Origin of the sequence: Streptomyces sp. NPDC058464, from assembly GCF_042721035.1 — a bacterium.
Lineage (GTDB): Bacteria > Actinomycetota > Actinomycetes > Streptomycetales > Streptomycetaceae > Streptomyces.
The window spans coordinates 1-20414 of sequence record NZ_JBHXMA010000026.1 but is presented as its reverse complement, the minus strand read 5'-3'; the positions used below and the strand labels follow the sequence as shown (position 1 = coordinate 20414).

The 20414-nt window shown below is 72.0% G+C and carries 20 protein-coding genes; 13 read left to right on the top strand and 7 right to left on the bottom strand.

Annotated features, from left to right (window positions below; translation table 11 throughout):
• Positions 1-278 precede the first annotated feature (278 nt).
• Genes ACFWPQ_RS30670 through ACFWPQ_RS30660 form a run of 3 tightly spaced genes read left to right on the top strand, consistent with a single transcriptional unit; the run spans position 279 to position 2245 of the window.
• Complete coding sequence (locus tag ACFWPQ_RS30670) at positions 279-1619, top strand: MFS transporter (protein ID WP_384041760.1); 1341 nt, start codon at positions 279-281, stop codon at positions 1617-1619.
• Positions 1620-1647: 28 nt separating this feature from the next.
• Positions 1648-2091: a nuclear transport factor 2 family protein gene (locus tag ACFWPQ_RS30665; protein WP_384041757.1), complete on the top strand. Its 444-nt coding sequence runs from the start codon at positions 1648-1650 to the stop codon at positions 2089-2091.
• A 13-nt stretch (positions 2092-2104) separates the two neighbouring features.
• Positions 2105-2245 carry a hypothetical protein gene (locus ACFWPQ_RS30660; protein ID WP_384041755.1) on the top strand — a complete coding sequence of 47 codons (141 nt, stop codon included), beginning with the start codon at positions 2105-2107 and terminating at the stop codon, positions 2243-2245.
• Positions 2246-2501: 256 nt separating this feature from the next.
• On the opposite strand, the gene ACFWPQ_RS30655 is transcribed toward ACFWPQ_RS30660, so the two are convergent.
• Entirely contained in the window at positions 2502-3479 is a 978-nt protein-coding gene (locus ACFWPQ_RS30655; protein ID WP_384041752.1) for a lactonase family protein, read from the bottom strand.
• 226 nt (positions 3480-3705) lie between these two features.
• On the opposite strand from ACFWPQ_RS30655, the gene ACFWPQ_RS30650 reads away from it, so the two are divergent.
• The 6 genes from ACFWPQ_RS30650 to ACFWPQ_RS30625 all read left to right on the top strand — a co-directional run bounded on the left by ACFWPQ_RS30650 (position 3706) and on the right by ACFWPQ_RS30625 (position 9829).
• Entirely contained in the window at positions 3706-5169 is a 1464-nt protein-coding gene (locus tag ACFWPQ_RS30650; RefSeq protein ID WP_384041751.1) for a benzaldehyde dehydrogenase, read from the top strand.
• 166 nt (positions 5170-5335) lie between these two features.
• Positions 5336-6892 carry a carotenoid oxygenase family protein gene (locus ACFWPQ_RS30645; protein WP_384041748.1) on the top strand — a complete coding sequence of 519 codons (1557 nt, stop codon included), beginning with the start codon at positions 5336-5338 and terminating at the stop codon, positions 6890-6892.
• A gap of 187 nt (positions 6893-7079) precedes the next feature.
• On the top strand, positions 7080-8687 hold the full coding sequence (locus ACFWPQ_RS30640; RefSeq protein ID WP_384041745.1) for a bifunctional 3-(3-hydroxy-phenyl)propionate/3-hydroxycinnamic acid hydroxylase: 1608 nt from the start codon (positions 7080-7082) through the stop codon (positions 8685-8687).
• Between the two features lie 100 nt (positions 8688-8787).
• The gene (locus ACFWPQ_RS30635) at positions 8788-8982 is read left to right on the top strand and encodes a hypothetical protein (protein ID WP_384041742.1); all 195 of its coding nucleotides are present in this window, start codon (positions 8788-8790) and stop codon (positions 8980-8982) included.
• Entirely contained in the window at positions 8973-9704 is a 732-nt protein-coding gene (locus tag ACFWPQ_RS30630; protein ID WP_384041739.1) for an IclR family transcriptional regulator, read from the top strand. Before ACFWPQ_RS30635 ends, ACFWPQ_RS30630 begins: the two co-directional genes overlap by 10 nt.
• Entirely contained in the window at positions 9701-9829 is a 129-nt protein-coding gene (locus tag ACFWPQ_RS30625; RefSeq protein ID WP_384041736.1) for a hypothetical protein, read from the top strand. Before ACFWPQ_RS30630 ends, ACFWPQ_RS30625 begins: the two co-directional genes overlap by 4 nt.
• Before the next feature lie 17 nt (positions 9830-9846).
• Here the strand turns inward: ACFWPQ_RS30625 and ACFWPQ_RS30620 are convergent, their stop codons facing one another.
• Both ACFWPQ_RS30620 and ACFWPQ_RS30615 read right to left on the bottom strand, forming a co-directional pair.
• Complete coding sequence (locus tag ACFWPQ_RS30620; RefSeq protein ID WP_384041733.1) at positions 9847-10341, bottom strand: VOC family protein; 495 nt, start codon at positions 10339-10341, stop codon at positions 9847-9849.
• A gap of 47 nt (positions 10342-10388) precedes the next feature.
• On the bottom strand, positions 10389-11234 hold the full coding sequence (locus tag ACFWPQ_RS30615) for a fumarylacetoacetate hydrolase family protein (protein ID WP_384041730.1): 846 nt from the start codon (positions 11232-11234) through the stop codon (positions 10389-10391).
• A gap of 246 nt (positions 11235-11480) precedes the next feature.
• Between ACFWPQ_RS30615 and ACFWPQ_RS30610 the strand changes: the two genes are divergently transcribed.
• The 3 genes from ACFWPQ_RS30610 to ACFWPQ_RS30600 all read left to right on the top strand — a co-directional run bounded on the left by ACFWPQ_RS30610 (position 11481) and on the right by ACFWPQ_RS30600 (position 15198).
• On the top strand, positions 11481-12389 hold the full coding sequence (locus ACFWPQ_RS30610; protein ID WP_384041727.1) for a TIGR01777 family oxidoreductase: 909 nt from the start codon (positions 11481-11483) through the stop codon (positions 12387-12389).
• A 62-nt stretch (positions 12390-12451) separates the two neighbouring features.
• On the top strand, positions 12452-14602 hold the full coding sequence (locus tag ACFWPQ_RS30605) for a SpoIIE family protein phosphatase (protein ID WP_384041724.1): 2151 nt from the start codon (positions 12452-12454) through the stop codon (positions 14600-14602).
• An 83-nt stretch (positions 14603-14685) separates the two neighbouring features.
• Entirely contained in the window at positions 14686-15198 is a 513-nt protein-coding gene (locus ACFWPQ_RS30600) for a PadR family transcriptional regulator (RefSeq protein ID WP_361290699.1), read from the top strand.
• A gap of 42 nt (positions 15199-15240) precedes the next feature.
• Here ACFWPQ_RS30600 and ACFWPQ_RS30595 read toward each other — a convergent pair whose 3' ends face one another.
• From ACFWPQ_RS30595 to ACFWPQ_RS30580, 4 genes are all read right to left on the bottom strand, one after another.
• Entirely contained in the window at positions 15241-15768 is a 528-nt protein-coding gene (locus ACFWPQ_RS30595; RefSeq protein WP_361291052.1) for an NUDIX hydrolase family protein, read from the bottom strand.
• Between the two features lie 42 nt (positions 15769-15810).
• Complete coding sequence (locus ACFWPQ_RS30590) at positions 15811-16953, bottom strand: amidohydrolase family protein (protein ID WP_384041721.1); 1143 nt, start codon at positions 16951-16953, stop codon at positions 15811-15813.
• Entirely contained in the window at positions 16953-18356 is a 1404-nt protein-coding gene (locus ACFWPQ_RS30585) for a glutamine synthetase (RefSeq protein ID WP_384041718.1), read from the bottom strand. The genes ACFWPQ_RS30590 and ACFWPQ_RS30585 overlap by 1 nt, the downstream gene beginning before the upstream one ends.
• Positions 18357-18469: 113 nt before the next feature.
• Entirely contained in the window at positions 18470-19357 is an 888-nt protein-coding gene (locus ACFWPQ_RS30580; RefSeq protein ID WP_384041714.1) for an SDR family NAD(P)-dependent oxidoreductase, read from the bottom strand.
• A 71-nt stretch (positions 19358-19428) separates the two neighbouring features.
• Between ACFWPQ_RS30580 and ACFWPQ_RS30575 the strand changes: the two genes are divergently transcribed.
• Positions 19429-20361, top strand: coding sequence for a LysR family transcriptional regulator (locus ACFWPQ_RS30575; protein ID WP_384041712.1), 933 nt, complete (start codon positions 19429-19431; stop codon positions 20359-20361).
• Positions 20362-20414 lie beyond the last annotated feature (53 nt).

Here is a 20414-nt window from a genome sequence, read left to right as displayed (position 1 = left end):
CGCCGGGCCGAAGCAGGGCGGCAGCTGACCCCACATGCGCCTAGAGCCGGCGATGCACACGATCGCCACCGGCACCTCCGGGTCGCCGTACCGGTACGGCCGCCGCCCCGCGGCCGCGTCGGTGCAGAGGGCGCCACTCGCCGTGAGAGCACCCGCGGTTGGTCAGGAACGTGGCCTTCCACAGGCGCCACAACCGCGGGCCAGCGCCGGACGAGACGCCCTCTGAACAACTCGTCGCGCCAATGGGGACGCGACGTATGAGTAACGGAGGCATTTCCATGACCACTTCCGCGCCGACGGGCGACCTCGTCCCGTCCTCGTCCGAGGCAGGCTGGAGGTCCTACCTCGTCGACCTCTGGAAGGCACCGCCGAAGGCCAGGGCAGCGGTGGCCGGCTGCCTGCTTCTCGTGCTGGTGAGTCCCTCCGGTCTCAGTGCGATGACGACGTTCATCGTGCCGGCGTTCGCCAAGGACACGGGTACCGCCAAGGCAGCCGGCATTCTCGTGTTCGTCACCCTCCCCCTGCTGGTCGGGCCGGTCGTCCTGCCCTTCGCCGGCCGCTGGGTGGACCGACTGGGCGCCCGCAGGGTCGCGGTCCCCGCCACCGTCCTCTACGCCGCGCTGACAGCCCTCGTCCCGCTGTGCGGATCCAGCACGCCGCTGCTGACGGTCGTGCTGGTCCTGGCGTCCGTGTTCGGTTTCATGGCGAGTCTCGGGGTCGTCTTCAAGGTGGTCTCGACCTGGCTGCCCCAGCACAAGGGCATCGGCTTCGCCCTCATCGGCGTCGTCTCGAGCCTCGCCTCCGCGGTGCTCTCACCGCTGTTCCAGTGGTTGATCGACGGCGGCGCCGGGCTCGGCTGGAAGGGCACCTACCTCCTGGTGGCCGCGGTGATCGCGCTCGTGGCGATCCCCACCGCCGTCTTCCTCGTCTCGGAGCCGGGGGAACCGCATACGGCGGAGCGCGAAACAGCGCTGCCCGCCCTCCCGGGCATCCCGCTGCGCAAGGCGATACCGACGCGCGTCTGGATCACCATCGCGATCTCCCTCGCCTTCGCGGCAGCGGGTCCCATGGCCGTGCGGCAGAACGCGGTCGACTTCTTCGGCGAGCGCGGATTCGACGAGCCGACGGTCTCACTGGCCCTGTCCGCGCTGTTCGCCGCGTCGGTCGTGGGGCTACTCGTCGGTGGAATGGTCCTGGACCGGACCGACCGGCCCTGGGTGGTGGTCCCGATGCTCGGGGCGGTGCCGGCAGGGCTCGCGATCGCGCTCGCCAACCACGGCTCGACGCCGCTGCTGTTCGTCGCGATGATCCTCCTCGGCTTCGCCACCGGCGCGGAGTCGGCGCTGGGCCCGTTCCTCATCGCGCGGTACTTCGGCCTCGCGTCGTTCGCACAGCTGCAAGGGCTGACGCTGGCGATCTCCACGCTGTTTCTCGGCGTGGCGCCGGTCGTGGTCAGCGCGGCGGAGACCGCGACCGGGAGCTACACGGCGCCGGTGCTCATCCTCACCGCCCTGACGGTGGTCGGCGCAGTCCTCGCGGCCGTGCTTCCGAAGTTCCCGCCCCCGTGGCGGACCGAGAACACGCCCGACCACAACCGCCCGGCCGGCATGACGACATGACGTGCTCCAGCAAAAGGAGAACGAAGTGATGAGCTTGCACAACGACAGGGTCGATCCCGTCATGACCCGAGCCGATTACGAGAGGTATTTGCGACTTTTTATGGAGTCGGATCCCGCATGGAAGGAGTACTACGCACCCGGAGCCGCGATGGAATTCCCGACACCCGATGGCTCCACCATGCTCCTGCAAGGGGTCGAGGCGATCGACGCCGCGTTCAAGAGTATTCATGAGATCATGAGCGAGAGCCCTGAACTCATATGGTTCGTGGCTGATGAGCATGCGGTCGCGGCCAAGATTCAAAGCACCTTTGCGGTCAAAAGGGATGCGGACTACATGGGTGTAAGCGTCAAAAAGGGCCAGGTCATGCGGCAGCAGGGCGTGATCCACTACACGATGGAAAACGGCAGGATCAAGCGCGTCAGCATGGGCGGGAATTTTCAGCCGGGCGATTTCGAGCAACCTGCCGAGTAGGGGTGTCGGCGCCATGTCTCTGGGGGAGGCGATATCACTTCGCCTCCTGGTCGCCGTGGTGTGGCAGGGCCACTCGACGGAATTCCTGGGGCAGGTCAGTACGACAGTCGCCGCATCGGCCGTGGCTCCCGCCCTGCTGTACACCGTCCATTAGGAAGGGGTGCAACCGCACTGGGCTGCTGTGGAAGCTGTACGGCGGGACAATTCCGACGGTTGTCCTCTACGTGCTGGGATGGGCCTGAGTATCACCCTGGCCTGGGCGGGCCGGCGGTCGATCGCCGGCCCGTGTCTCGAGATGAAAACCCGTGTACCGAGCCGGCAGCCGGATACCTGCCGCTGGAGCGGAAGAAGAAGGCAAGCGGTGCGGACGCCTGCCCAGGGCGGTGGGCAACGTGCCGCACCGCGTGCTGTCAGGCGAAGGCGATGCAGGTCGGCGCCGGTACCCGCACGTGGTAGCCGATGGCCCGGAGCGCTCCGGACTTCCCGTCGACGGCGAACTGCGTCACGGAGGCGCTGCCCTGGTGGGCCGAGTACAGGAAGCGCCCGCACGGGCTCAGCGCGATGTGCCTCGGTCCCGAGCCGCCACCGGCGATCTGGTCGAGCAACTGCGGCCGGCCGGGGTCCTCTTCGACGCCGAACACGGCGATCGTGTCCGTGCCGCGGTTGGACACGTAGAGGTACCGTGCCGTGTCGTCGAGCACCAGTTCCGCGGAGCCGAGCCGCTTGCCCGCCGTCGCGGCTCTCGGCTCCTCGGTGAGCATCTCGACCCGGTCGAGCTCGGTGAATGTCCCCTGTCGGGCGTCGAAGCCCAGGGGCGTCGGACTGAGGCTGGACTCGCCGTTGGTGTAGGCCAGTTCGCCCGTGGGGTGGAAGACGAGCTGCCGGGGCTCGGTACCGGGGGGAAGCGACAGGACGGCGCCCGGCTCCGCGAAGAGCCTGCCGTGGTCCTCGTCCGGCTGGTGGGCGGTCACCGTGTCGTTGCCCGCGTCGCAGACGGCCACGTAGCGGCCCGACGGGTCGAACGTCGCGCAGTACGGGAACGGCCCGAGCTGGGCTGTCGTCTCCTCGGCGATGGTCGATCGACTGTCGATCGGCGGCTGCTGTCGATCGTCGGCTGGCGTGGCATGTCGGGGCGGGGCTGGGCGGCCGGACGCTACTCCGGCACCGGCCCGGCGCCCGGAGCCGACGGCCGCGAGGGTCTGGCCACCGCCTTCCGCACCGGACCGCTGCTCTCCGCGCCGCCCGTCCCGGTCGGGTTCGTGGTCGAGGACGACCTGGTCTCGATGCTGCTCCAGCGCCGCCTGCCGGACCCCGCCGCACCGGGCGCGACGTACGACGCGTTCGCACCGGTCGTCTTCCGGGTCCGGGACGGACAGCTGGTCGAACACTGGGACCCGTCCGAGAAGGCGCCGGCGAACCGGAAGCGACAGCCGAGCGCGTCGACATCGCTGAGGAATGTCTCGGATGTGCCCTGGCCATCAAGTGAACTGTACAGTTCAGTCCAATCGAACCGAGCCCTTGACATACCCTCTCCCTGAAGAGAGTGTCCTGTATGGCGAATAGCAAGTCCGACTATGTAGGACGCCGAACGGTGTTCTGCGGAAAGGGGACACCATGACTTTCCTGGATGCGGCTGACTGGCAGGGCCGGATCTTCTCCGGTGGCTGGGTGAAGGGGGCGGGCGAGTCCTACGACTCCACCGAGCCGGCCACCGGGAAGACGCTGGGCCGGGTCGGCGCCGCCACCCCTGCCGACCTGGGCAAAGCCGTGGAGCAGGCGGTGCGCGCCCAGCGTGAGTGGGCGGCACGGCCCTACCTCGAGCGGGCCCAGGTGCTGCGGCGGGCCGCGCGCCTCTTCGAGGAGAACCATGCCGAGATCGCGGAGTGGATCGTCCGCGAGGCCGGCACTCTGCGGCCGTTCGCGGACTTCCAGACCGCCAACGGCGCGGCGGAGGAGTGCTACGAGGCCGCCGCGCTGGCCGCGGCCCCCTACGGTGAGGTGCTGCGTTCGCTGGAGGAGCGGCTGTCGTTCTCCCGGCGGCGCCCGGTGGGTGTGGTCGGGGTGATATCCCCGTTCAACGCGCCGATGGTGCTGGCCATGCGCGCGGTCGCCCCGGCTCTGGCGCTCGGCAACGCCGTCGTCCTCAAGCCGGACCCGCGCACCGCGGTCTGCGGCGGTGTCGCCATCGCCCGGGTCTTCGAGGAGGCGGGGCTCCCGGAGGGCGTGCTGCACATGCTGCCCGGCGGCGCCGACGTCGGCGCGGCGCTGGTCGACGACCCGCGCGTGCCCGTCATCGCGTTCACCGGCTCCACGCGGGCCGGGAAGGCGATCGCCGCGGCCGCGGCGCAGAACCTCAAGCGGGTGCACCTCGAACTCGGCGGCAACTCCGCGCTGATCGTCCTGGACGACGCCGACCTGGAGAAGGCCGTCTCCGCCGGCGCCTTCGGCTCCTTCCACCACTCCGGCCAGGTGTGCATGGCCTCCAGCCGCCACCTGGTGCACGCCTCCGTCGCCGGTGAGTACGCCGACCTGCTGGCCCAGCACGCGAACGCGGCACCGGTCGGCGACCCGGCCACCGGTCAGGTCGCCCTGGGCCCGATGATCGACGACCGGCAGCTGCGGTCGGCGCACGCGATCGTGACGGACAGCGTGGCGGCGGGGGCGCGGCTGGCGGCGGGCGGCACCTTCGAGGGACTGTTCTACCGGCCGACGGTGCTGGCGGACGTGCCGCTGACCGCGCGCGCGTACGCGGAGGAGATCTTCGGTCCGGTCGCGCCGGTGGTGGCGTTCCGGGACCTGGACGAGGCCGCGCGGCTGGCCGCCGACACCGAGTACGGGCTGTCGCTGGGCATCCTGACCCGGGACGTGGCCAAGGGCCTGGCGTTGGCCGACCGGATCCCGACCGGGCTGGTCCACATCAACGACCAGACCGTCAACGACGAGGCCACCATCCCCTTCGGCGGCGTCGGCGCGTCCGGCAACGGCTCCCGCCATGGCGGCACCCTCGCCAACCTCGAAGCCTTCACCGAACAGCAGTGGGTGACCGTCCGCGGCGAGATCCCGGCGTACCCCTTCTGAACCACTGCTTCCGAGCCACCACGCAGCCCGAGCCACCACGCAGCCCGAGCCACCACGCAGCCCGAGCCACCGCGCAGACCGGGCTGCCGGCGCCCGGGCTGACCCGGTCGCACCGCGAGGGCCGTGAGCGCCCCGAACCGATTCACCCGCAAACGGGAGTACACAGATGACCACCACCGCCCCTCGCCCCGGCCATCCGCTGCCGGACCCGATGACTATCGCCCCGCGTGCCGCCGCCCAGCCGCCGGCTCCGCGGCTGCCTCAGGACGCCGCCGGCTGGGCGCCCGGCAACAAGTTCCTGGAGGGTCCCTTCACCCCTTGGACCGAGGAGAGCGAGGCCTACGACCTGGAAGTGGACGGCGAGATCCCGGCCGACCTGGCCGGGGCGCTGTTCCGGATCTCCGCCAACCCCCGCTTCGAGCCCCGCGACCCCGACCGCTACCACTGGTGGGAGGGCGACGGCATGGTCTGCGGCATCTACCTGCGCGAGGGCCGGGCCGCCTACCGCACCCGCTGGGCGCTGACCGACTCCATGAAGTTCGAGGTCGAACAGGGCGAGGCGGTCTACAGCGGCTTCGCCAACGGCACCCCCGCTCCCGGCCCCCTCCCCGAGGGCGCCCCGTCGGCGAAGAACGTCGCCAACACCAACGTGGGCATCTTCGACGACCACCTGCTGGTCTACTTCGAGGGCGGCCTGCCGTACTCGATGCACCCCGAAACCCTGGAAACGCAGGGCACCTACGACTTCCACGGCGGCATCGACGTCCTGTGCACCGCCCACTTCAAGACCGACCCCGACAGCGGCGACCTGCTGTTCTTCGCCGCCACCGGGCCCACCATCACCTGGTACCGGGCGGACGTGAAGACCGGCCAGGTCGTCGACAGCCACACCTTCGACATCAAGGTGCCGGTGCTGATGCACGACTTCGCCGTCAGCGACAACTACGCGATCTTCTTCGTCACCCCGGCCCAGTTCCGCTTCGACCACATCATGCGCGGCGAACCCGGCGTCGTCTGGGACGAGGCATCGCTTCCGCACGGCGTGCAGATCGTGCTCATGGACCGTCGCACGCATGCCGTCACCTGGCACGAGGTGGGCGGGCACTGGGCCAACACGCACTTCTACAACGCCTACGAACAGGACGGCCAGGTCGTCATCGACGGGCACCGCATCACCCGCCTGGGCACCCCCGCCGACCGCCTGCACACCCCGGTCGGCTCCCACTCCTGGTTCCCGCCCGCGCTGCCGCACCGCTGGCGCGTCGACCTGGCCACCGGCCGGGCGACGGAGCAGATGACCGGCGGCACCGCCGGGGAGTTCCCGCGGATCAATGACGCCGTCACCGGACGCCGGCACCGCTACGGATACTTCGTCACCACCCGTGCCCTGGCCGCCGACACCATGACCGACGGCCTCGCCAAGCACGACTACCTCCGCGACGCCACCACCGTGGTCGAGGGTCCCGACCATCTCACCAACCCGGGTGAGCCGGTCTTCGTGGCACGCGAGAACGCGACCGCCGAGGACGACGGTTACCTCCTCACCCTGTGGTGGAACCGCGAGACCGGCCTGAGCGAACTCCTCGTCCACGACGCCGCCGACCTGCGCCACACCCCGCTGGCCCGGGTCAAGCTGCCCAGCCGGGTCCCCTTCGGATTCCACGGCAACTGGGCCGACCACACGGTTCTCGGCCACGCGGTCGCTCAGCAGGACTCGAACTGACGCAATGAAGACCGGACGGCCCGAGTCGAGCGACTCGGGCCGTCGGCTATGCGGCAACCGTCTCGAAATGCAGGCGAAAGGTCCTGATTTTCGGGAATATCGCACGCCTCCAAGGGTGGCTGCAGCTCGATGTCCTGTATTACGATTCTGATGACCCGAATATCAGGACCGATCTCTGAGGTGGGTGATGGAGGAAGTCGTCATCGTCGGGGCGGGGCCGGTCGGCATGACCGCGGCGGCACTGCTGGCTGCGAGCGGTGTCCGGGCGGTCGTGCTCGAGGCGAACAACACGACGAGCGGTGACCCGAAGGCGATCAGCATCGACGACGAGTCGCTGCGGACCTATGCCGACGCGGGAGCCGGCGACGCCGTGCTGCGCATCGTCTCCCCGGGGACGGGCACGAGGTACTTCGACCGGAACGGCGCGATGTCCTTCCACGCGCGTGGTCCGGGGCCCTACCGCCTCGGCCACCCGTTCAAGAACCCCTTCGCGCAGCCCGACCTGGAACGCGTGCTGTCCTCGGTACTGCACGCGGACCCCAGCGTCGACTTGCGCTTCGGTACCCGGGTGACGGGGATCGACCAGTACGGCGGACGCGTCACGGTCCGTGTCGCGTCCGACGCCGGCGACGACACGATCACCTCCCGGTACGTCATCGGCGCCGACGGCGGACGGTCGACCGTCCGCCAGTCCCTGGGCATCACGATGAGCGGTCGCTCCTACGACGAGCCGTGGCTGGTGGCCGACACCCTCGGCGACCCGCACCGCGAGAGGTACGGGATGCACCTCGGCATCCCGGAGCGCCCCACGGTGATCATCCCCGGCAGGAACGGCCGTTGCCGGTACGAGTTCCTGCTCTTTCCCGGGGAGGGCCTCCCCGGTGAGACGCCCCGGCCGGAGCTGATCGCCAAACTCCTCGCGCCGTACCGCGAGATCACCCCGGACGAGGTCGAACGCGCCGTCGTCTACCAGTTCAACGGCCTGCTCGCCGACCGTTGGCGCGAGGGCGACGTCTTCCTCGCGGGGGACGCCGCGCACATGATGCCGCCGTTCGCCGGCCAGGGCCTCAACTCCGGGCTGCGGGACGTGGCCAACCTGTGCTGGAAGCTCGCCGACGTGCTGCACGGCAGACTCGATGCCGCGGTTCTCGACAGCTACGAGGCGGAGCGCGCGCCGCACGCCCGGGCATCGGTACGGCTGTCGGAGAAGCTCGGCCGGGTCGTGATGACCACCTCGCGGCGCCTGGCCGAGTCCCGTGACCGCATCGTCGCCGAGGCGCTCGCCACGGACGAGGGACGGGACTTCTTCGAGCAGATGCGCTACCGCCCGTCGATGCACCTCACCCGCGGCCTCGTCGCCCCCGCCCCGGAGACCGCCGAGGTCGTCGGCCGCCCGGTCCCGCAGCCACGGGCCTTCGCCATGGCGGCGAGCGAGGTCCGGTACCTGGACGCGGTCACCGGCTACCGGTGGTCGGTGCTCGGCGTCGGCGTCACCGGGCAGGCCTGGCGGGCCGCCGGCGGACTCGCGGAGGCCCTCGGCGCGGCGCGCGTGCATGTGTGCGTCGCCGACGAACTCCCCGACGCCGTACCGGACGGGGTCGAGGTCCTGGTCGACGTGGACGGCATGCTCGACGAGGCGTTCGCACCGCACCGCGGCGGCTTCCTGCTGGTCAGGCCGGACCATGTGATCGCCGCCGCCTGGCAGCCCGGCGCCGAGGGGCCCGTGGCCGCCGCGATCGACCGCTGGACGGCGCGGGCCGGACATCCTGCCGCCGGCTCGGCCGGGAAGCCCTGAGCGCGCAGGTGCCTGCCGCCGCTCTCCACCGGGCGACGGCCACCGGCCTGCTCGCCCTCCCCCTCGACACGCACAAGGAGAAAGAAAAGAGGAACGGGTGATGACCGAGGTGGCGATCGAAGAACACGGGCTGCCGGGTGGCTGGGTGCGCCCCGGCGAGGACGAGGGGCTGGACCCGCGCAGGCTGCGCCATGCGTCCGGCTGCTTCCCCAGCGGAGTCATCGCCGTCTGTGCCCTGGCGGACGACGGCAGGCCGACCGGCATGGCGGTCACGTCGACCGGTTCGTGGGGCTGAGCTGGCGGGCGACCGACGACGGCGCGGTTACACTGTCCTGCAAGACAGGACGCGAGACCGAGAAGACGGCCGGAGGCTCCGGTCACTACCGAGAGCGCAACTCCACCGCGGACCGGGCGCTGGACATCCTCGGCCTCTTCACCGCCTCCCGGCTGACCCTGACCGGCCAGGAGGTGGCCACCGAACTCGGGACGGCCCGGTCCACGGCCTACCGCTATCTGCAGAGCCTGGTCGGCGGGGGATTCCTGGAGGAGAGTCCGCAGGGCGGATTCCGGCTCGGCCCCCGGGTCCTGGAACTGGCCCGGCTGGCCCGCAGGGCGTACGGGCTGTCCGAGGCGTCCCTGCCCGTGATGGACGAACTCCGCGACCGCGTGGGGGAGACCGTGCTGCTCACCCGGCGCGTCGGCGGGAACGCCATCTGCCTGGAGCGGTCCGAGGCCGACCACCCCGCCCGAATCTCCTACGAGCGGGGCAGCATCCTCCCCATCAACGCCGGCGCCTCCGCGCTGGTCCTGCTCGCCTGGCTGTCCCCGGAGGATGCCGAGAGCCTCCTGGCGAAGGAATCGCTGACCAAGTTCACCCCCAACACCCTGACGGACGTGGGGGAGTTGACCGCCCGCCTGGCCAGGATCCGGGAGGACGGCTACTGCGTCTCCCGCGGCGAACTCGACCAGGACATCCTCGGCATCGCGGCCCCCTGCGGGACGCCCGTGGCAGGGTGACCGCGGCGATCAGCGTCGCGGCGCTCGAACGCCGGGTGCCGGCGGAACGCCTCCCCGAGGTGCGGGAGATGGTCCTCGACGCGGCCCGCCGCATCAGCGACGTACTGGCGCTCGCCGAGGGCTGACGGCGCGGGCGGTACGGCTACTGCACCGGCTGGTACGCCTTGCCGCCGTCGCTGAGCAGCCGTTCGGCCTCGGCGTGGATCTCCTCCAGCGGCAGGTCCAGGTCGAGGGTCTTGCGGAACGGCTGGCGCACGTCCCGCTCCACCCGGAGGTACACCTCGTTGCGGTTGCCCTCGGGGTCGAAGAAGTAGATGCCGTAGGCGTTGCCGTGCGTGACCTCCTGCTGCACGCGGATCCCCTCGTCGCGGAACCGCCGGTGGAACGCGACCAGCGTCTCCAGCGAGTCGACGCGCCAGGAGATCTGATGCGTCAGCTTGGCGCCGTCCGGCGCGGTCCGCCCGCGCTGCAGCACGAACTCGTGGTGCTCCTCCTCGGGCTGGGAGCTGAAGAAGACGATGCCGAGGTCGGGGTCCTCGTCGGTGACCGTCAGTCCCAGCAGCCGGGTGTAGAAGTCCCGCATGGTGTCGAGGTCGTTGACCCAGAGGCCGGTGTGGCCCAGTCCGGTGATGGCCATGGTGTGCGCCGCTCCTGTCGGTGAGAGTGTGTGTGGTCGGGGCGAGGTCAGCCCGCGTCGGCGGCGGTCTCGGACCGTACGGTGCTGGTGAGTTCGCCCAGGCCGTCGATGACCACGGCCACCCGGTCGCCCGGGGTCAGGAAGACCTGGGGATCCCGGCGGAAACCGACCCCGCCCGGCGTGCCGGTGAGGATGACGTCGCCGGGGAGCAGGGTGGTGAACTCGGAGACGGTGCTCACCAGCGTGGGAATGTCGAAGATGAGCCGGGAGGTGTCGGAGGACTGCAGGACCTCCCCGTTGAGGGTGAGGCTCACCGCTAGCTTCCCGACCCGCTCCCCGATCTCGTCCTCGGTGACCAGCCAGGGGCCGAGCGGCGTGCTCGCGTCCCAGGCCTTGCCCTGCAGCCACTGGTGGGTCCTGTACTGGTAGTCGCGCATCGTCACGTCGTTGGCGATGGTGTAGCCGGCGATCACGTCGAAGGCGTCCGCGGGGGTCACCCGGCGCGCGGTGCGCCCGATCACCACGGCGAGTTCGGCCTCGTAGTCCACCTGTTCCGATTCGGCGGGGACCAGGATCGGGTCGTCCGGGCCGATCAGGCTCGTCGGGAACTTGGTGAACAGCACCGGGTAGGTCGGCAGTTCCCGCTTCGTCTCGGTGACATGGGACCGGTAGTTCAGCCCCACGCAGAAGATCTTCTGGGGTTCGGGGACGACCGGCCGGAGCGTCACGTCCGCGAGCGGGACGCGACCGGACTCGTCCAGGTCGGGCCGGGCGAGTACCTCCTTGGGGGTGTCCCGCCCCAGGGCTCCGACGCCCAGAAGGGGAACGACGTCGTCACCGTCGACCAGTCCCGCATGGGGTGTTCCGTCACGGAAGTACGAGACGTAGCGCATGAACTGACCTTCCGGTTGTGGCGGGTGGGAATCGGGGCCGTTGTGTGCGGAGACCTTCACCACCTGGACGCCGTTCCACAGTAGGCCACTATTGTTCTGCAAACAAGGACGCCGGTTTCATTATGCAGGACAGAGCGGGTTGGTGGGTGGTTGCCTTCAGGGGTGGGCGCGTCCCTCGGGACCGGTCGGCGTACTCTGGCGACCGAGGGTTTGAACTCTCAAACAAATCGCTCATCGGAGAACGTCATGCGCGTCGCGATCACCGGGTCCACCGGACTCATCGGCTCCGCCCTCACCCGTTCCCTCCTCGCCGACGGCCACCGCGTGCTGCGTCTGACCCGCGGGCGGACCGCGGCCCGGGCGGCGGACGGGAGCGAATCCGCGCCGTGGGAGCCCGGCGCCCGGCTGGACCCGGCCGTCCTGGACGGTGTCGACGCCGTGGTGCACCTGGCCGGAGCGGGGGTCGGCGACCGGCGCTGGACCGCGGCGTACAAGCAGGAGATCAGCCTCAGCCGCCTCCGGGGGACGCGGACCGTCGCCGAGGCCTGTGCCGAGGCCGCCGTACCGCCCCGGGTGCTGATCTCGGCCTCGGCCACCGGCTACTACGGCGACACCGCAGACCGCGTCGTCACGGAGTCCGACCCGGCCGGAAGCGACTTCCTGGCCTCCGTCTGCGTCGGCTGGGAGTCCGCCGCCGCGCCGGCCGCAGAGGCCGGCGTCCGGGTCGTGCACCCGCGCACCGGTCTCGTGGTCTCCGCGGACGGCGGCGCCTGGGGCAGGCTCTTCCCGCTCTTCCGGTTCGGCCTCGGCGGCCGGCTCGGCTCCGGAGACCAGTTCTGGCCGTTCATCTCACTGCCCGACCACATCGCCGCCCTGCGCCACGCGATCGACCACGACGACCTCGCCGGCCCCCTCAACTTCACGGCCCCCGAGCCGCTCACGAACCGCGAGATCACCCGGGCGACGGGCCGGATCCTGCACCGGCCCACCCTCGCCGCCGTGCCGGCCTTCGCGCTGCGGATCGTCCTCGGCGAGTTCTCCGAGGGCATCACGGGCAGCTGCCGGGCCGTTCCGGCCGGTCTGCTCAAGGCGGGTTTCACCTTCCGGCAGCCCGGCATCGACGAGGCGCTGCGCGCCGCACTGTCCCGGGGATGACCGGCCCGACCGGGTCCGCCGGTCCCGGTGGTCGCTCCGACCTGCCGCGTTAACCTGTCGTTATGTGCCCGAACCGTCCGGAGGGGGCCGAACCCGAGTCGTCCCCGGCCGTGGGGGCGCGGGCGAGGGCACTGGCGCTGGCCCTCCGGCAGGCGGTGGCGGGTGTCGGGGGACAGGGTGCCCTCCTGCACCGGTGGGATCCCGGGGCGGGCCGGCTGACCCTGGTGGCGGTGGACGGTGTCGACGCCGAGGCGGCGCGGCCCTGGGCGGAGCTGCGCGAGGAACAGGACGTACCGCCGTCCTGTGCACTGCGCCGCGGCGTCCTCGTCCAGGCGGCCGGGGACGGCCTCGGGACCGGCGCGGCCGGTACGGTGGCGGTCCCCCTGATCGGAGCCGCCGGGCCCGTCGGCGCGCTCTCGGTACTGCTGGTGCCCGGAACCGGCGAGCCCGACGACATACAGCTGTCCTTCCTGCACGCGGTGGCGGCCTGGACCGCCGAGTGCCTGGACTTCGCCGCCGGGAGGTCGCCGCACCGGGAACCCCTGCCCGGGCACGGGCGCACGGCCCGGACGATGGCGCTGACCGCGACGCTCGCCGAGGCCGTGACCGTCCAGGACGTCGTACGGGCCGTGGCGCAGCACGTCCTGTCGCCGTTCGGCGCCGACGGGCTGGTCGTCTCCGTGTTCGAGGACGGCAGGCTGACCAGGGTCGGCGAGGTCGGCTACCCGGAGGACTACCTCAAGCGGTTCGAGGGCCCGCTCAACGCCGGCATGCCCGTCACCGACGTGCTGCGCACCCGCAGGCCGCAGTTCATGGAGTCGCCTACCCAGATGTACGAGCGCTATTCCGCCGTCACGGACAAGATCCTGATGGGGACCTCGCCCAAGATGGCCTGGGCGTTCCTGCCGCTGATCGCCTCCGGGCGGGCCGTCGGGGTCTCGGTCCTGTCGTACAACCAGCCGCGCCTCTTCAGTGAGGAGGATCGCGCCCACCTGACCACGTTCAGCGCCCTGGTCGGCCAGGCGCTGGAGCGGGCCCGCCTGTACGACCTGGAGCACGCCCGCGCCCAGGAACTGCAGAGCGCCCTGCTGCCCCGGACCCTGCCGCGGCTGCCCGCCGCCGTCGCGGCCGCGCGCTACCTTCCGGCGGGCCGCGGTGAACAGGTGGGCGGCGACTGGTTCGACGTGATCCCGCTCTCCGCCGACCGGGTCGCCCTCGTGGTCGGCGACGTGATGGGCCACGGCATCGCCGAGGCCGCCACCATGGGCCGGCTGCGCACCGCCGTACGCACCCTCGCCGACCTAGACATGGCCCCGGACGAGCTGCTGGGCCACCTCAACGACCTGGTCAGCGACCTCGGCGAGGACTTCTACGCCACCTGCCTCTACGCCGTCTACGACCCGGTCGGCCGCACCTGCTGCTACTCCCTCGCCGGGCATCCGCCGCCGGTGTTCGTGCATCCCGACGGCACCGTCCGGAGCCCCGTCGTGAGCCCCGATCCGCCGCTCGGCGCCGCCACCCCGCCGTTCGCCGTGCACGAACTCCCGCTCCCGGACGGGAGCCTGGTCGTCCTGTGCACCGACGGGCTCATCGAATCCGACGCCCAGGACGCCGAGCAGGGCCTGGCCGAGCTGGTGCGTGTCCTGGGCGGCGCCGGGGTCCGCCCGGCCCGGTTCAGCGGCGCCGACCAGGAGGAGGACGTCCGGGGCGTGGAGGAGCTGTGCGACACGGTCGTCGCGGAACTGCTGCCGGACCGGGAGCACACCAACGACGACGCGGCCCTGCTCATTGTCCACACCCGGGCCCTGCCCGCCGGGGACATCGCCTCCTTCGGTCTGCCCGACGACCCCCGGGCGGCCGGCCAGGCCCGGGAGATCGTCCGCGACCAGCTCTCCCGGTGGGGCCTGGACGACCTGTCGATGACCACCGAACTCCTCGTGAGCGAGCTGGTCGGCAACGTGATCCGGCACGCCAAGGGCCCCATGCGGCTACGGCTGCTGCGCAGCCGCATCCTGACCTGCGAGGTCTACGACGGCAGCCTCAGCACCCCGCGCATCCGCCACGCCACCTACACCGACGAGGGCGGCCGCGGCCTGCAGCTGGTCGCCGCCCTGTCCCGGCGCTGGGGCGCCCGCTACCTCAGCGACGCCAAGTGCATCTGGACCGAGCAGGAGATCCCGAACGGCTCCCACTGCCGAGAGCCCGGAGCCTGACATTCCGGTTGACATTCCAGTATCGACAGGTCGAAGCAAAGATGTCTTACCGAATCTGTCAATGTTGGATTTACGATGGAGGCATGAGCCTTCGCCACGCACTCCTCGGACTCCTCGTCGACCGCCCCGCCAGCGGCTACGACCTGCTGAAGCTGTTCGACACCTCGCTGGCGCACGTCTGGCCGGCCACCCAGAGCCAGGTCTACGGGGAGCTGAACCGGCTCGCGGAGGCCGGCCTGGTCGACGTGTCCGCCGAGGGCCCGCGCCGGCGCAAGGAGTACCGGGTCACGGAGGAGGGGCTCAAGGAACTGCGGGAGTGGCTGGTCGCCCCGACACAGCAGCAGCCGCGCCGCAGCGAACTCCTGCTCAAGGTGTTCTTCTTCAACCTGGGCTCGGACGAGCAGGCCCGCGCGGTCCTCGCCGAGCGGGCGGAGCTGGCCGGGGACTACCACGACCGGCTCGCGGAGCTGAGAACCGAACTGGAGCAGGACGAGGGGCCGTTGACCGCCAACGGCCGGATCGCCCTGGAATACGGCCTGCGCTGGGCCGAGATGGAGCGGGAGTGGGCCCGCTGGGCCGCCGAACAGCTCGGCTGAACGCCGTCGGCGGCACACCGGCCCGGTGCCCGGGGCGACCCCCTAGCTCACGAACCCCACATGGGCCAGCGCCTGCTTCAGCAGCACCCCGTGGCCGCCGGGCATCTCGCCCTGCAAGGCCTCGGACACCGCCTCCTGCGGGCTGACCCACACCAGGTCCAGGGCGTCCTGCCGGGGCCGGCAGTCACCGGTCACCGGCACGATGTAGGCCAGCGACACCGCGTGCTGACGCGGGTCGTGGTACGGGGTGACGCCCAGCGTCGGGAAGTACTCGGCCACCGTGAACGGCTGCAGCGAGGTCGGCACCCGGGGCAGGGCGACCGGGCCGAGGTCCTTCTCCAGATGGCGCAGCAGGGCGTCGCGGACCCGCTCGTGGTGCAGGACCCGGCCGGAGACCAGGGTCCGGCTGACGGTTCCGTCCGGTCCGATGCGCAGCAGCAGTCCGATGCTGGTGACTTCGCCGCTGTCGTCGACGCGTACCGGCACGGCCTCCACGTACAGGATCGGCATACGGGCGCGAGCCATCTCCAGCTCGTCGGAGGAGAGCCAACCGGGCGTGGTTTCGGTCATGTCAGACATTGCTTGATCATACTTTCCGGGTGGGGCGCGCGGTCAGTCGCGGCCGGGGTCGGATGCGGGAAGTCCGTAGAGGCGACGGGCGTTGTCACGTCCTGTCCAGGCGGCGATCCGCACCGCGTCGGTCGGGCTCAGTTCGTCGGCGTCCACCCGGTCCTGGAGCATTCCGGCCAGTCCCTGCCGGAAGGAGAGCGCGCCGAGGTGGTGGAACTCGGCCACACCATAAGCGTCCGAGCTGTACAGGAGTTTGCGGAACGGAGTGATCTCCATCGCCTCCGCCAGGACCGCCCCGGCCCGGGCCGGGCCCACGTGGTGCAGCGTGAGGCCGACGTCGAGGTGCACATGCTCGAACACCGCGGCCAGGTAGGCGGCTTGGCGCTGGTAGGGCCAGCAGTGCAGCAGGAGCACCGGGACGGTGCCCACGGTCAGCCGCAGCCAGTCGGTGAGCAGGGCCGGGTCCGCGTGGTGCAGCCGCAGGTCCGAGTCGCCGAAACCGGCGTGGAGCTGGAGCGGCAGCCCGAGTCCGACGGCGGTCCACAGCAGATGACGCATCAGCACCGGGTCCGTGAGCCTGCCGCCCCGGGCGAACCACAGCGCGGCCGCGCGGGTCACCTCGGCGTACGACGGCCGCGCCGGGTCCAGGGCGAAGCCGGTGCGGTAGGCGGCCACCGACTTGACCGCGACCACACCCGGCCGCCGTACCGCCTCCTCGGCCGCCGCCCGGAAGGCGGCCGCGTACCCGGACGCGTCGATGCCCTGCGCGGCGACCGCCTCGGCGATGCTCTCCAGCCGTACGACCTCGTACGCACGCGCGCCGGCCGCCGCCGCGAGTTCGGCGGGGGAGGTGACCGGGTGCGGAGCGTAGCCGGTGTCCACGCAGAACGTCTCCGTGTGCGCGGCCGCCAGGAACCGGCGGTTGACCTCCTGCCAGCCCAGCTCGGCCCGCCGCGCCAGGTAGTCGGCGGCGGGCGCGTGCCGGTCCAGGCCGAGCACGGGCGCGCAGTGCCGTCGTACGGCGATGCCGGCCGGGCTGTCGAACGGCGACACGCCCGGCCAGGCCGCGCCCTCGGTCAGCAGCGACTCGAACTCCGGCCCGGTGAGGTCGGCGGTGACCGCGCCGTGGCAGTGGTGGTCGACGAGGGGCAGCGCGTCCAAGGCTTCCCGGATCGGTCCCGGCATCAGTACTTCCAGCGGTAGGCCGCGGCCACCCCGGCGTCGTCCAGGCCGGCGACGGACCCCGTCTCGCCCTCGCGTACGGCGATCACCGCGTCGGCGAGGACCGGGCCGAGCGCGGTGCGCAGCACCTCGTTCTCGCGGAACTCCTCGACGGCCTGGGGGAGCGAGGTCGGCAGCCGGCGCACCCCCCGGGCCACCGCCTCGTCCGGGATCAGCCGGGCCGGGTCGTCGGTGACCTCCTCGGGCAGCGGCGCGGCCGAGGCGAGCCCGTCGAGTCCGGCGGCGATGGCGCAGCCGAGGGCCAGATACGGGTTGGCGGCCAGGTCGACCGGCTTGATCTCCAGGTTGGCGTCCTGGGCCTGGTGGCCGGCCGTGCCGGTGACGACCCGCACCCCGGTCTCGCGGGTCTCCCGGCCCCAGGCCGTGAAGACGCCCGCCCACTGGGAGGGCTTGAGCCGCAGATAGCTGGCCGGGCTCGGCGCGGTCACCGCCGTCAGCGCGGGCAGGTGCGTCAGCAGCCCGGCGATGAAGGACTCCGCCGCGGCCGTCATGCCGTACCGGGCGTCGCCCCCGGCGTGCAGGTTGACGCCGTGGCGCCAGAGCGAGAGGTGGAGGTGGCCGCCGTTGCCGACGCCCCGCTCGGCGACGGCCGGGGCGAAGGAGGCGCGCAGGCCGTGCTTCTGCGAGACGGCGCGGATGGTCTGCCGTACCAGCACGCTCTGGTCGGCCGCCGCCAGCGGGTCCAGGGCGCCGGTGGAGAGCTCGAACTGACCGGGCGCGTACTCCGGGTGGAACTGGGCGACCGGCACCTCCTGCTTCTCCAGGGCCCCGAGCAGGTCGGCGGCGTAGTCGCTCAGCTCGATCTGCCGGGCGGCGCCGTACGCCGGGCCCGAGGTCGCCGGCACGAACTCGTCGGCCGGTGCCGCGGCCCGGCCGAGCGTCCACTCGATCTCGATGCCCGCCCTGAAGGTGACGCCGTGCCGGTCCTCGGCGTCGGCGACGACCCTGCGCAGGAAGGCGCGGCTGCACCCGGGGTGCCGGTCGCCCTCCTGGGTGAGCCGGTCGACGGGGGCCCAGGCCCAGCCGGGCTGCCCGGCCAGCACCACCAGCCGGTCCAGGTCCGGGTAGAGGCGCAGGTCGCCGTCGGGCGAGCCGAGGACGTCGGTACGCACGATCGCGTCGTTCGCCAGGAAGGTGTCGAACACCGGGGACATGCCGACGCCCCAGGCCACCGCCGGCTGCAGCCCCTGCCAGGGGACGGTTTTCACCCTGCAGATCCCGGCGGTGTCCACATAGGCCAGCACGATCCCGCGCACACCCTGCGCGGAGAGCTCGTGGGCGAGGGCATGGGCCCGGGCGAGATCGCCGGGGCTCCCACCGGGTACCGGGTCGACCAGGGGTGGCATACGACGTCCTCCTCGACGGGCTCGGATGCACGCGTCCCGGTCAGCGTTTCACGGCGACCGCGCCGAACTGCGCTACCGGCGCCGGGGAGTCGGCCCCGGCGGCCCGTCGCCGCTCACGGTGTCACGAGACGGTCCTGCTCCACCGGAGGCGTGCCCTCGTGCCAGGGCAGCGGCTTGCCGAAGCGGACCAGCTCCCCGTAGAGGGCGGGGTCGACCTGTTCGGCGAAGACCAGGTCGAGCACCGCGCGGGCGGCCTCGGCGGGGGACTGGGCCCCGCTGAAGTCGCTGAACCAGGGGCGGGAGGTGGCGGTGTCGACCATGCCGGGGCATACGGAGGCGACCAGGGTGCCGCCGGCCAGGTCCTGCTCCCGGCGGTCTGCGGCGACCGCGCGGACGGCGGCGACCTGGGCCACCTTCGAGGGCACGTTCAGCCAGACCGGCCAGCCCGCCTCCGTGGCGGTCCGGTTGTGGACGGCGCTGCGCCAGGACTCGACGGCGTACTCGACCTGGTCGAGGCTCGCGCCGTCGAACAGGTGGTGCAGCCGCGGGTCGAGGTGGCCGAGGGTGCCGAGCGAACTGGCGACCACCAGCAGCCGGCCGCCCGGGCGCAGGACCGCGCCGAAGGAGCGCAGGACCGCCTGGGTGGCGGTGTTCGAGACGTCGATGAACTCGTCGGCCCGCTCGGACTGCGAGTCCCCGGGCAGCACCCGGGCGACCGCGTTGGAGATGACGATGTCCACCCCGCCGTAGCGGGCCCGGAGGTCTTCGGCGAGCCGGGCGATCGCGTCGGTGTCGGTGACGTCCAGGACCCGGCCCTCGACGCGGGCGCGGGTCCCGGGCCGGCCGGCGACCTCGACGGCGGCGTCCGTCACGCGGCCGGGGTCGCGTCCGGTGAGCAGGACCAGGTCGTCCGGGCCCAGCCCGGCGGCGAGTCCTTCGACGAGGGCGCGGCCGAGGCCTTGGTTCGCGCCGGTGACCAGGGCGATGCGGGAAGCGTTCATGCCTCCCACGCTAGGAACGAGGCCTTCATGAGTCCAACGAAAGTTGCGCACGGCTAGCATGCGTAAACATCATGGACTTCAACGATGTGTCACTGACCGCGCTGCGGGTCTTCCGCGCGGTCGCCGAACAGGGGACCTTCACCGCGGCCGCCGCCTCGCTGGGCTACACCCAGTCGGCGGTGTCCCGGCAGATCGCCGCGATCGAGCGGGCGGCGGGCGCGGAGCTGCTGGAGCGGCGGCGCGACGGGGTACGGCTCACCGCGGCCGGCCGCGTCGTGATGCGGCGCGCGACGACCGTGCTCGACGAGATCGAGGCGACCGCGAGGGAACTGTCCGGGCTGCCCGGAGAGGCCGGGACGGTCCGCCTCGGCTGGTTCCCCACCGCGGGCGCCGTACTGGTCCCCCGCGCCCTGACCGCGCTCCGCCGGACGGATCCCGGACTCCGGGTCGTCGGCCGCGAGGGCACCACCCCCGCACTGGTGCGTGCCCTGCGCGCGGGCAGCATCGACCTGGCCCTGCTCGCCTCGGCGCCCCCGTTCCGGGCACCGGACGCGGAATCGCCCCCGCTGGTGCTCCAGACCCTCACCGAACGCGCCCTGTGTCTCGCGCTGCCGGCCGGGCATCCCCTGGCCCGCGGCGACTACGTCGACGTGGCCGACCTGCGCGGGCAGCGCTGGATCGTCGGCTCCGCGTCCGGGGAGGACCGGCTGATGGGCGTGTGGCCCGGCCTGGACGAGCGGCCGGAGATAGCCCACGTCGCGCGGGACTGGCTGGCCAAGCTCCATCTCGTCGCCGCCGGCTGCGGCCTGACCACCATTCCGGGCGCCCTCGTCTCCGCCGTGCCGCCGGGTGTCCGGATCCTGCCGGTGCGCGGCGGGCCCCAGGAGCAGCGCCGCCAGCTCCTGGCCCGGCTGCCGCACCCGCCGGCCGAGGCGGTCACCCGGGTGGCGGCCGCCCTGCGGGCGGCGGCGCTCGACGCGGACGGACCGGACGGGCCCAAGTAGGTCCTCAGAGGGCTTGGTTGCGGCGCCCGGCCGCGCAGGCGGCCCGGCCGGGC

Excerpts from the sequence above, each read along its gene's own strand:
- ACFWPQ_RS30670 (WP_384041760.1), top strand. The coding sequence starts at position 279 with ATGACCACTTCCGCGCCGACGGGCGACCTCGTCCCGTCCTCGTCCGAG.
- ACFWPQ_RS30665 (WP_384041757.1), top strand. The coding sequence starts at position 1,648 with ATGAGCTTGCACAACGACAGGGTCGATCCCGTCATGACCCGAGCCGAT.
- ACFWPQ_RS30660 (WP_384041755.1), top strand. The coding sequence starts at position 2,105 with ATGTCTCTGGGGGAGGCGATATCACTTCGCCTCCTGGTCGCCGTGGTG.
- ACFWPQ_RS30650 (WP_384041751.1), top strand. The coding sequence starts at position 3,706 with ATGACTTTCCTGGATGCGGCTGACTGGCAGGGCCGGATCTTCTCCGGT.
- ACFWPQ_RS30645 (WP_384041748.1), top strand. The coding sequence starts at position 5,336 with ATGACCACCACCGCCCCTCGCCCCGGCCATCCGCTGCCGGACCCGATG.
- ACFWPQ_RS30640 (WP_384041745.1), top strand. The coding sequence starts at position 7,080 with ATGGAGGAAGTCGTCATCGTCGGGGCGGGGCCGGTCGGCATGACCGCG.
- ACFWPQ_RS30635 (WP_384041742.1), top strand. The coding sequence starts at position 8,788 with ATGACCGAGGTGGCGATCGAAGAACACGGGCTGCCGGGTGGCTGGGTG.
- ACFWPQ_RS30620 (WP_384041733.1), bottom strand. The coding sequence starts at position 10,341 with ATGGCCATCACCGGACTGGGCCACACCGGCCTCTGGGTCAACGACCTC.
- ACFWPQ_RS30615 (WP_384041730.1), bottom strand. The coding sequence starts at position 11,234 with ATGCGCTACGTCTCGTACTTCCGTGACGGAACACCCCATGCGGGACTG.
- ACFWPQ_RS30610 (WP_384041727.1), top strand. The coding sequence starts at position 11,481 with ATGCGCGTCGCGATCACCGGGTCCACCGGACTCATCGGCTCCGCCCTC.
- ACFWPQ_RS30605 (WP_384041724.1), top strand. The coding sequence starts at position 12,452 with ATGTGCCCGAACCGTCCGGAGGGGGCCGAACCCGAGTCGTCCCCGGCC.
- ACFWPQ_RS30600 (WP_361290699.1), top strand. The coding sequence starts at position 14,686 with ATGAGCCTTCGCCACGCACTCCTCGGACTCCTCGTCGACCGCCCCGCC.
- ACFWPQ_RS30595 (WP_361291052.1), bottom strand. The coding sequence starts at position 15,768 with ATGACCGAAACCACGCCCGGTTGGCTCTCCTCCGACGAGCTGGAGATG.
- ACFWPQ_RS30590 (WP_384041721.1), bottom strand. The coding sequence starts at position 16,953 with ATGCCGGGACCGATCCGGGAAGCCTTGGACGCGCTGCCCCTCGTCGAC.
- ACFWPQ_RS30585 (WP_384041718.1), bottom strand. The coding sequence starts at position 18,356 with ATGCCACCCCTGGTCGACCCGGTACCCGGTGGGAGCCCCGGCGATCTC.
- ACFWPQ_RS30580 (WP_384041714.1), bottom strand. The coding sequence starts at position 19,357 with ATGAACGCTTCCCGCATCGCCCTGGTCACCGGCGCGAACCAAGGCCTC.
- ACFWPQ_RS30575 (WP_384041712.1), top strand. The coding sequence starts at position 19,429 with ATGGACTTCAACGATGTGTCACTGACCGCGCTGCGGGTCTTCCGCGCG.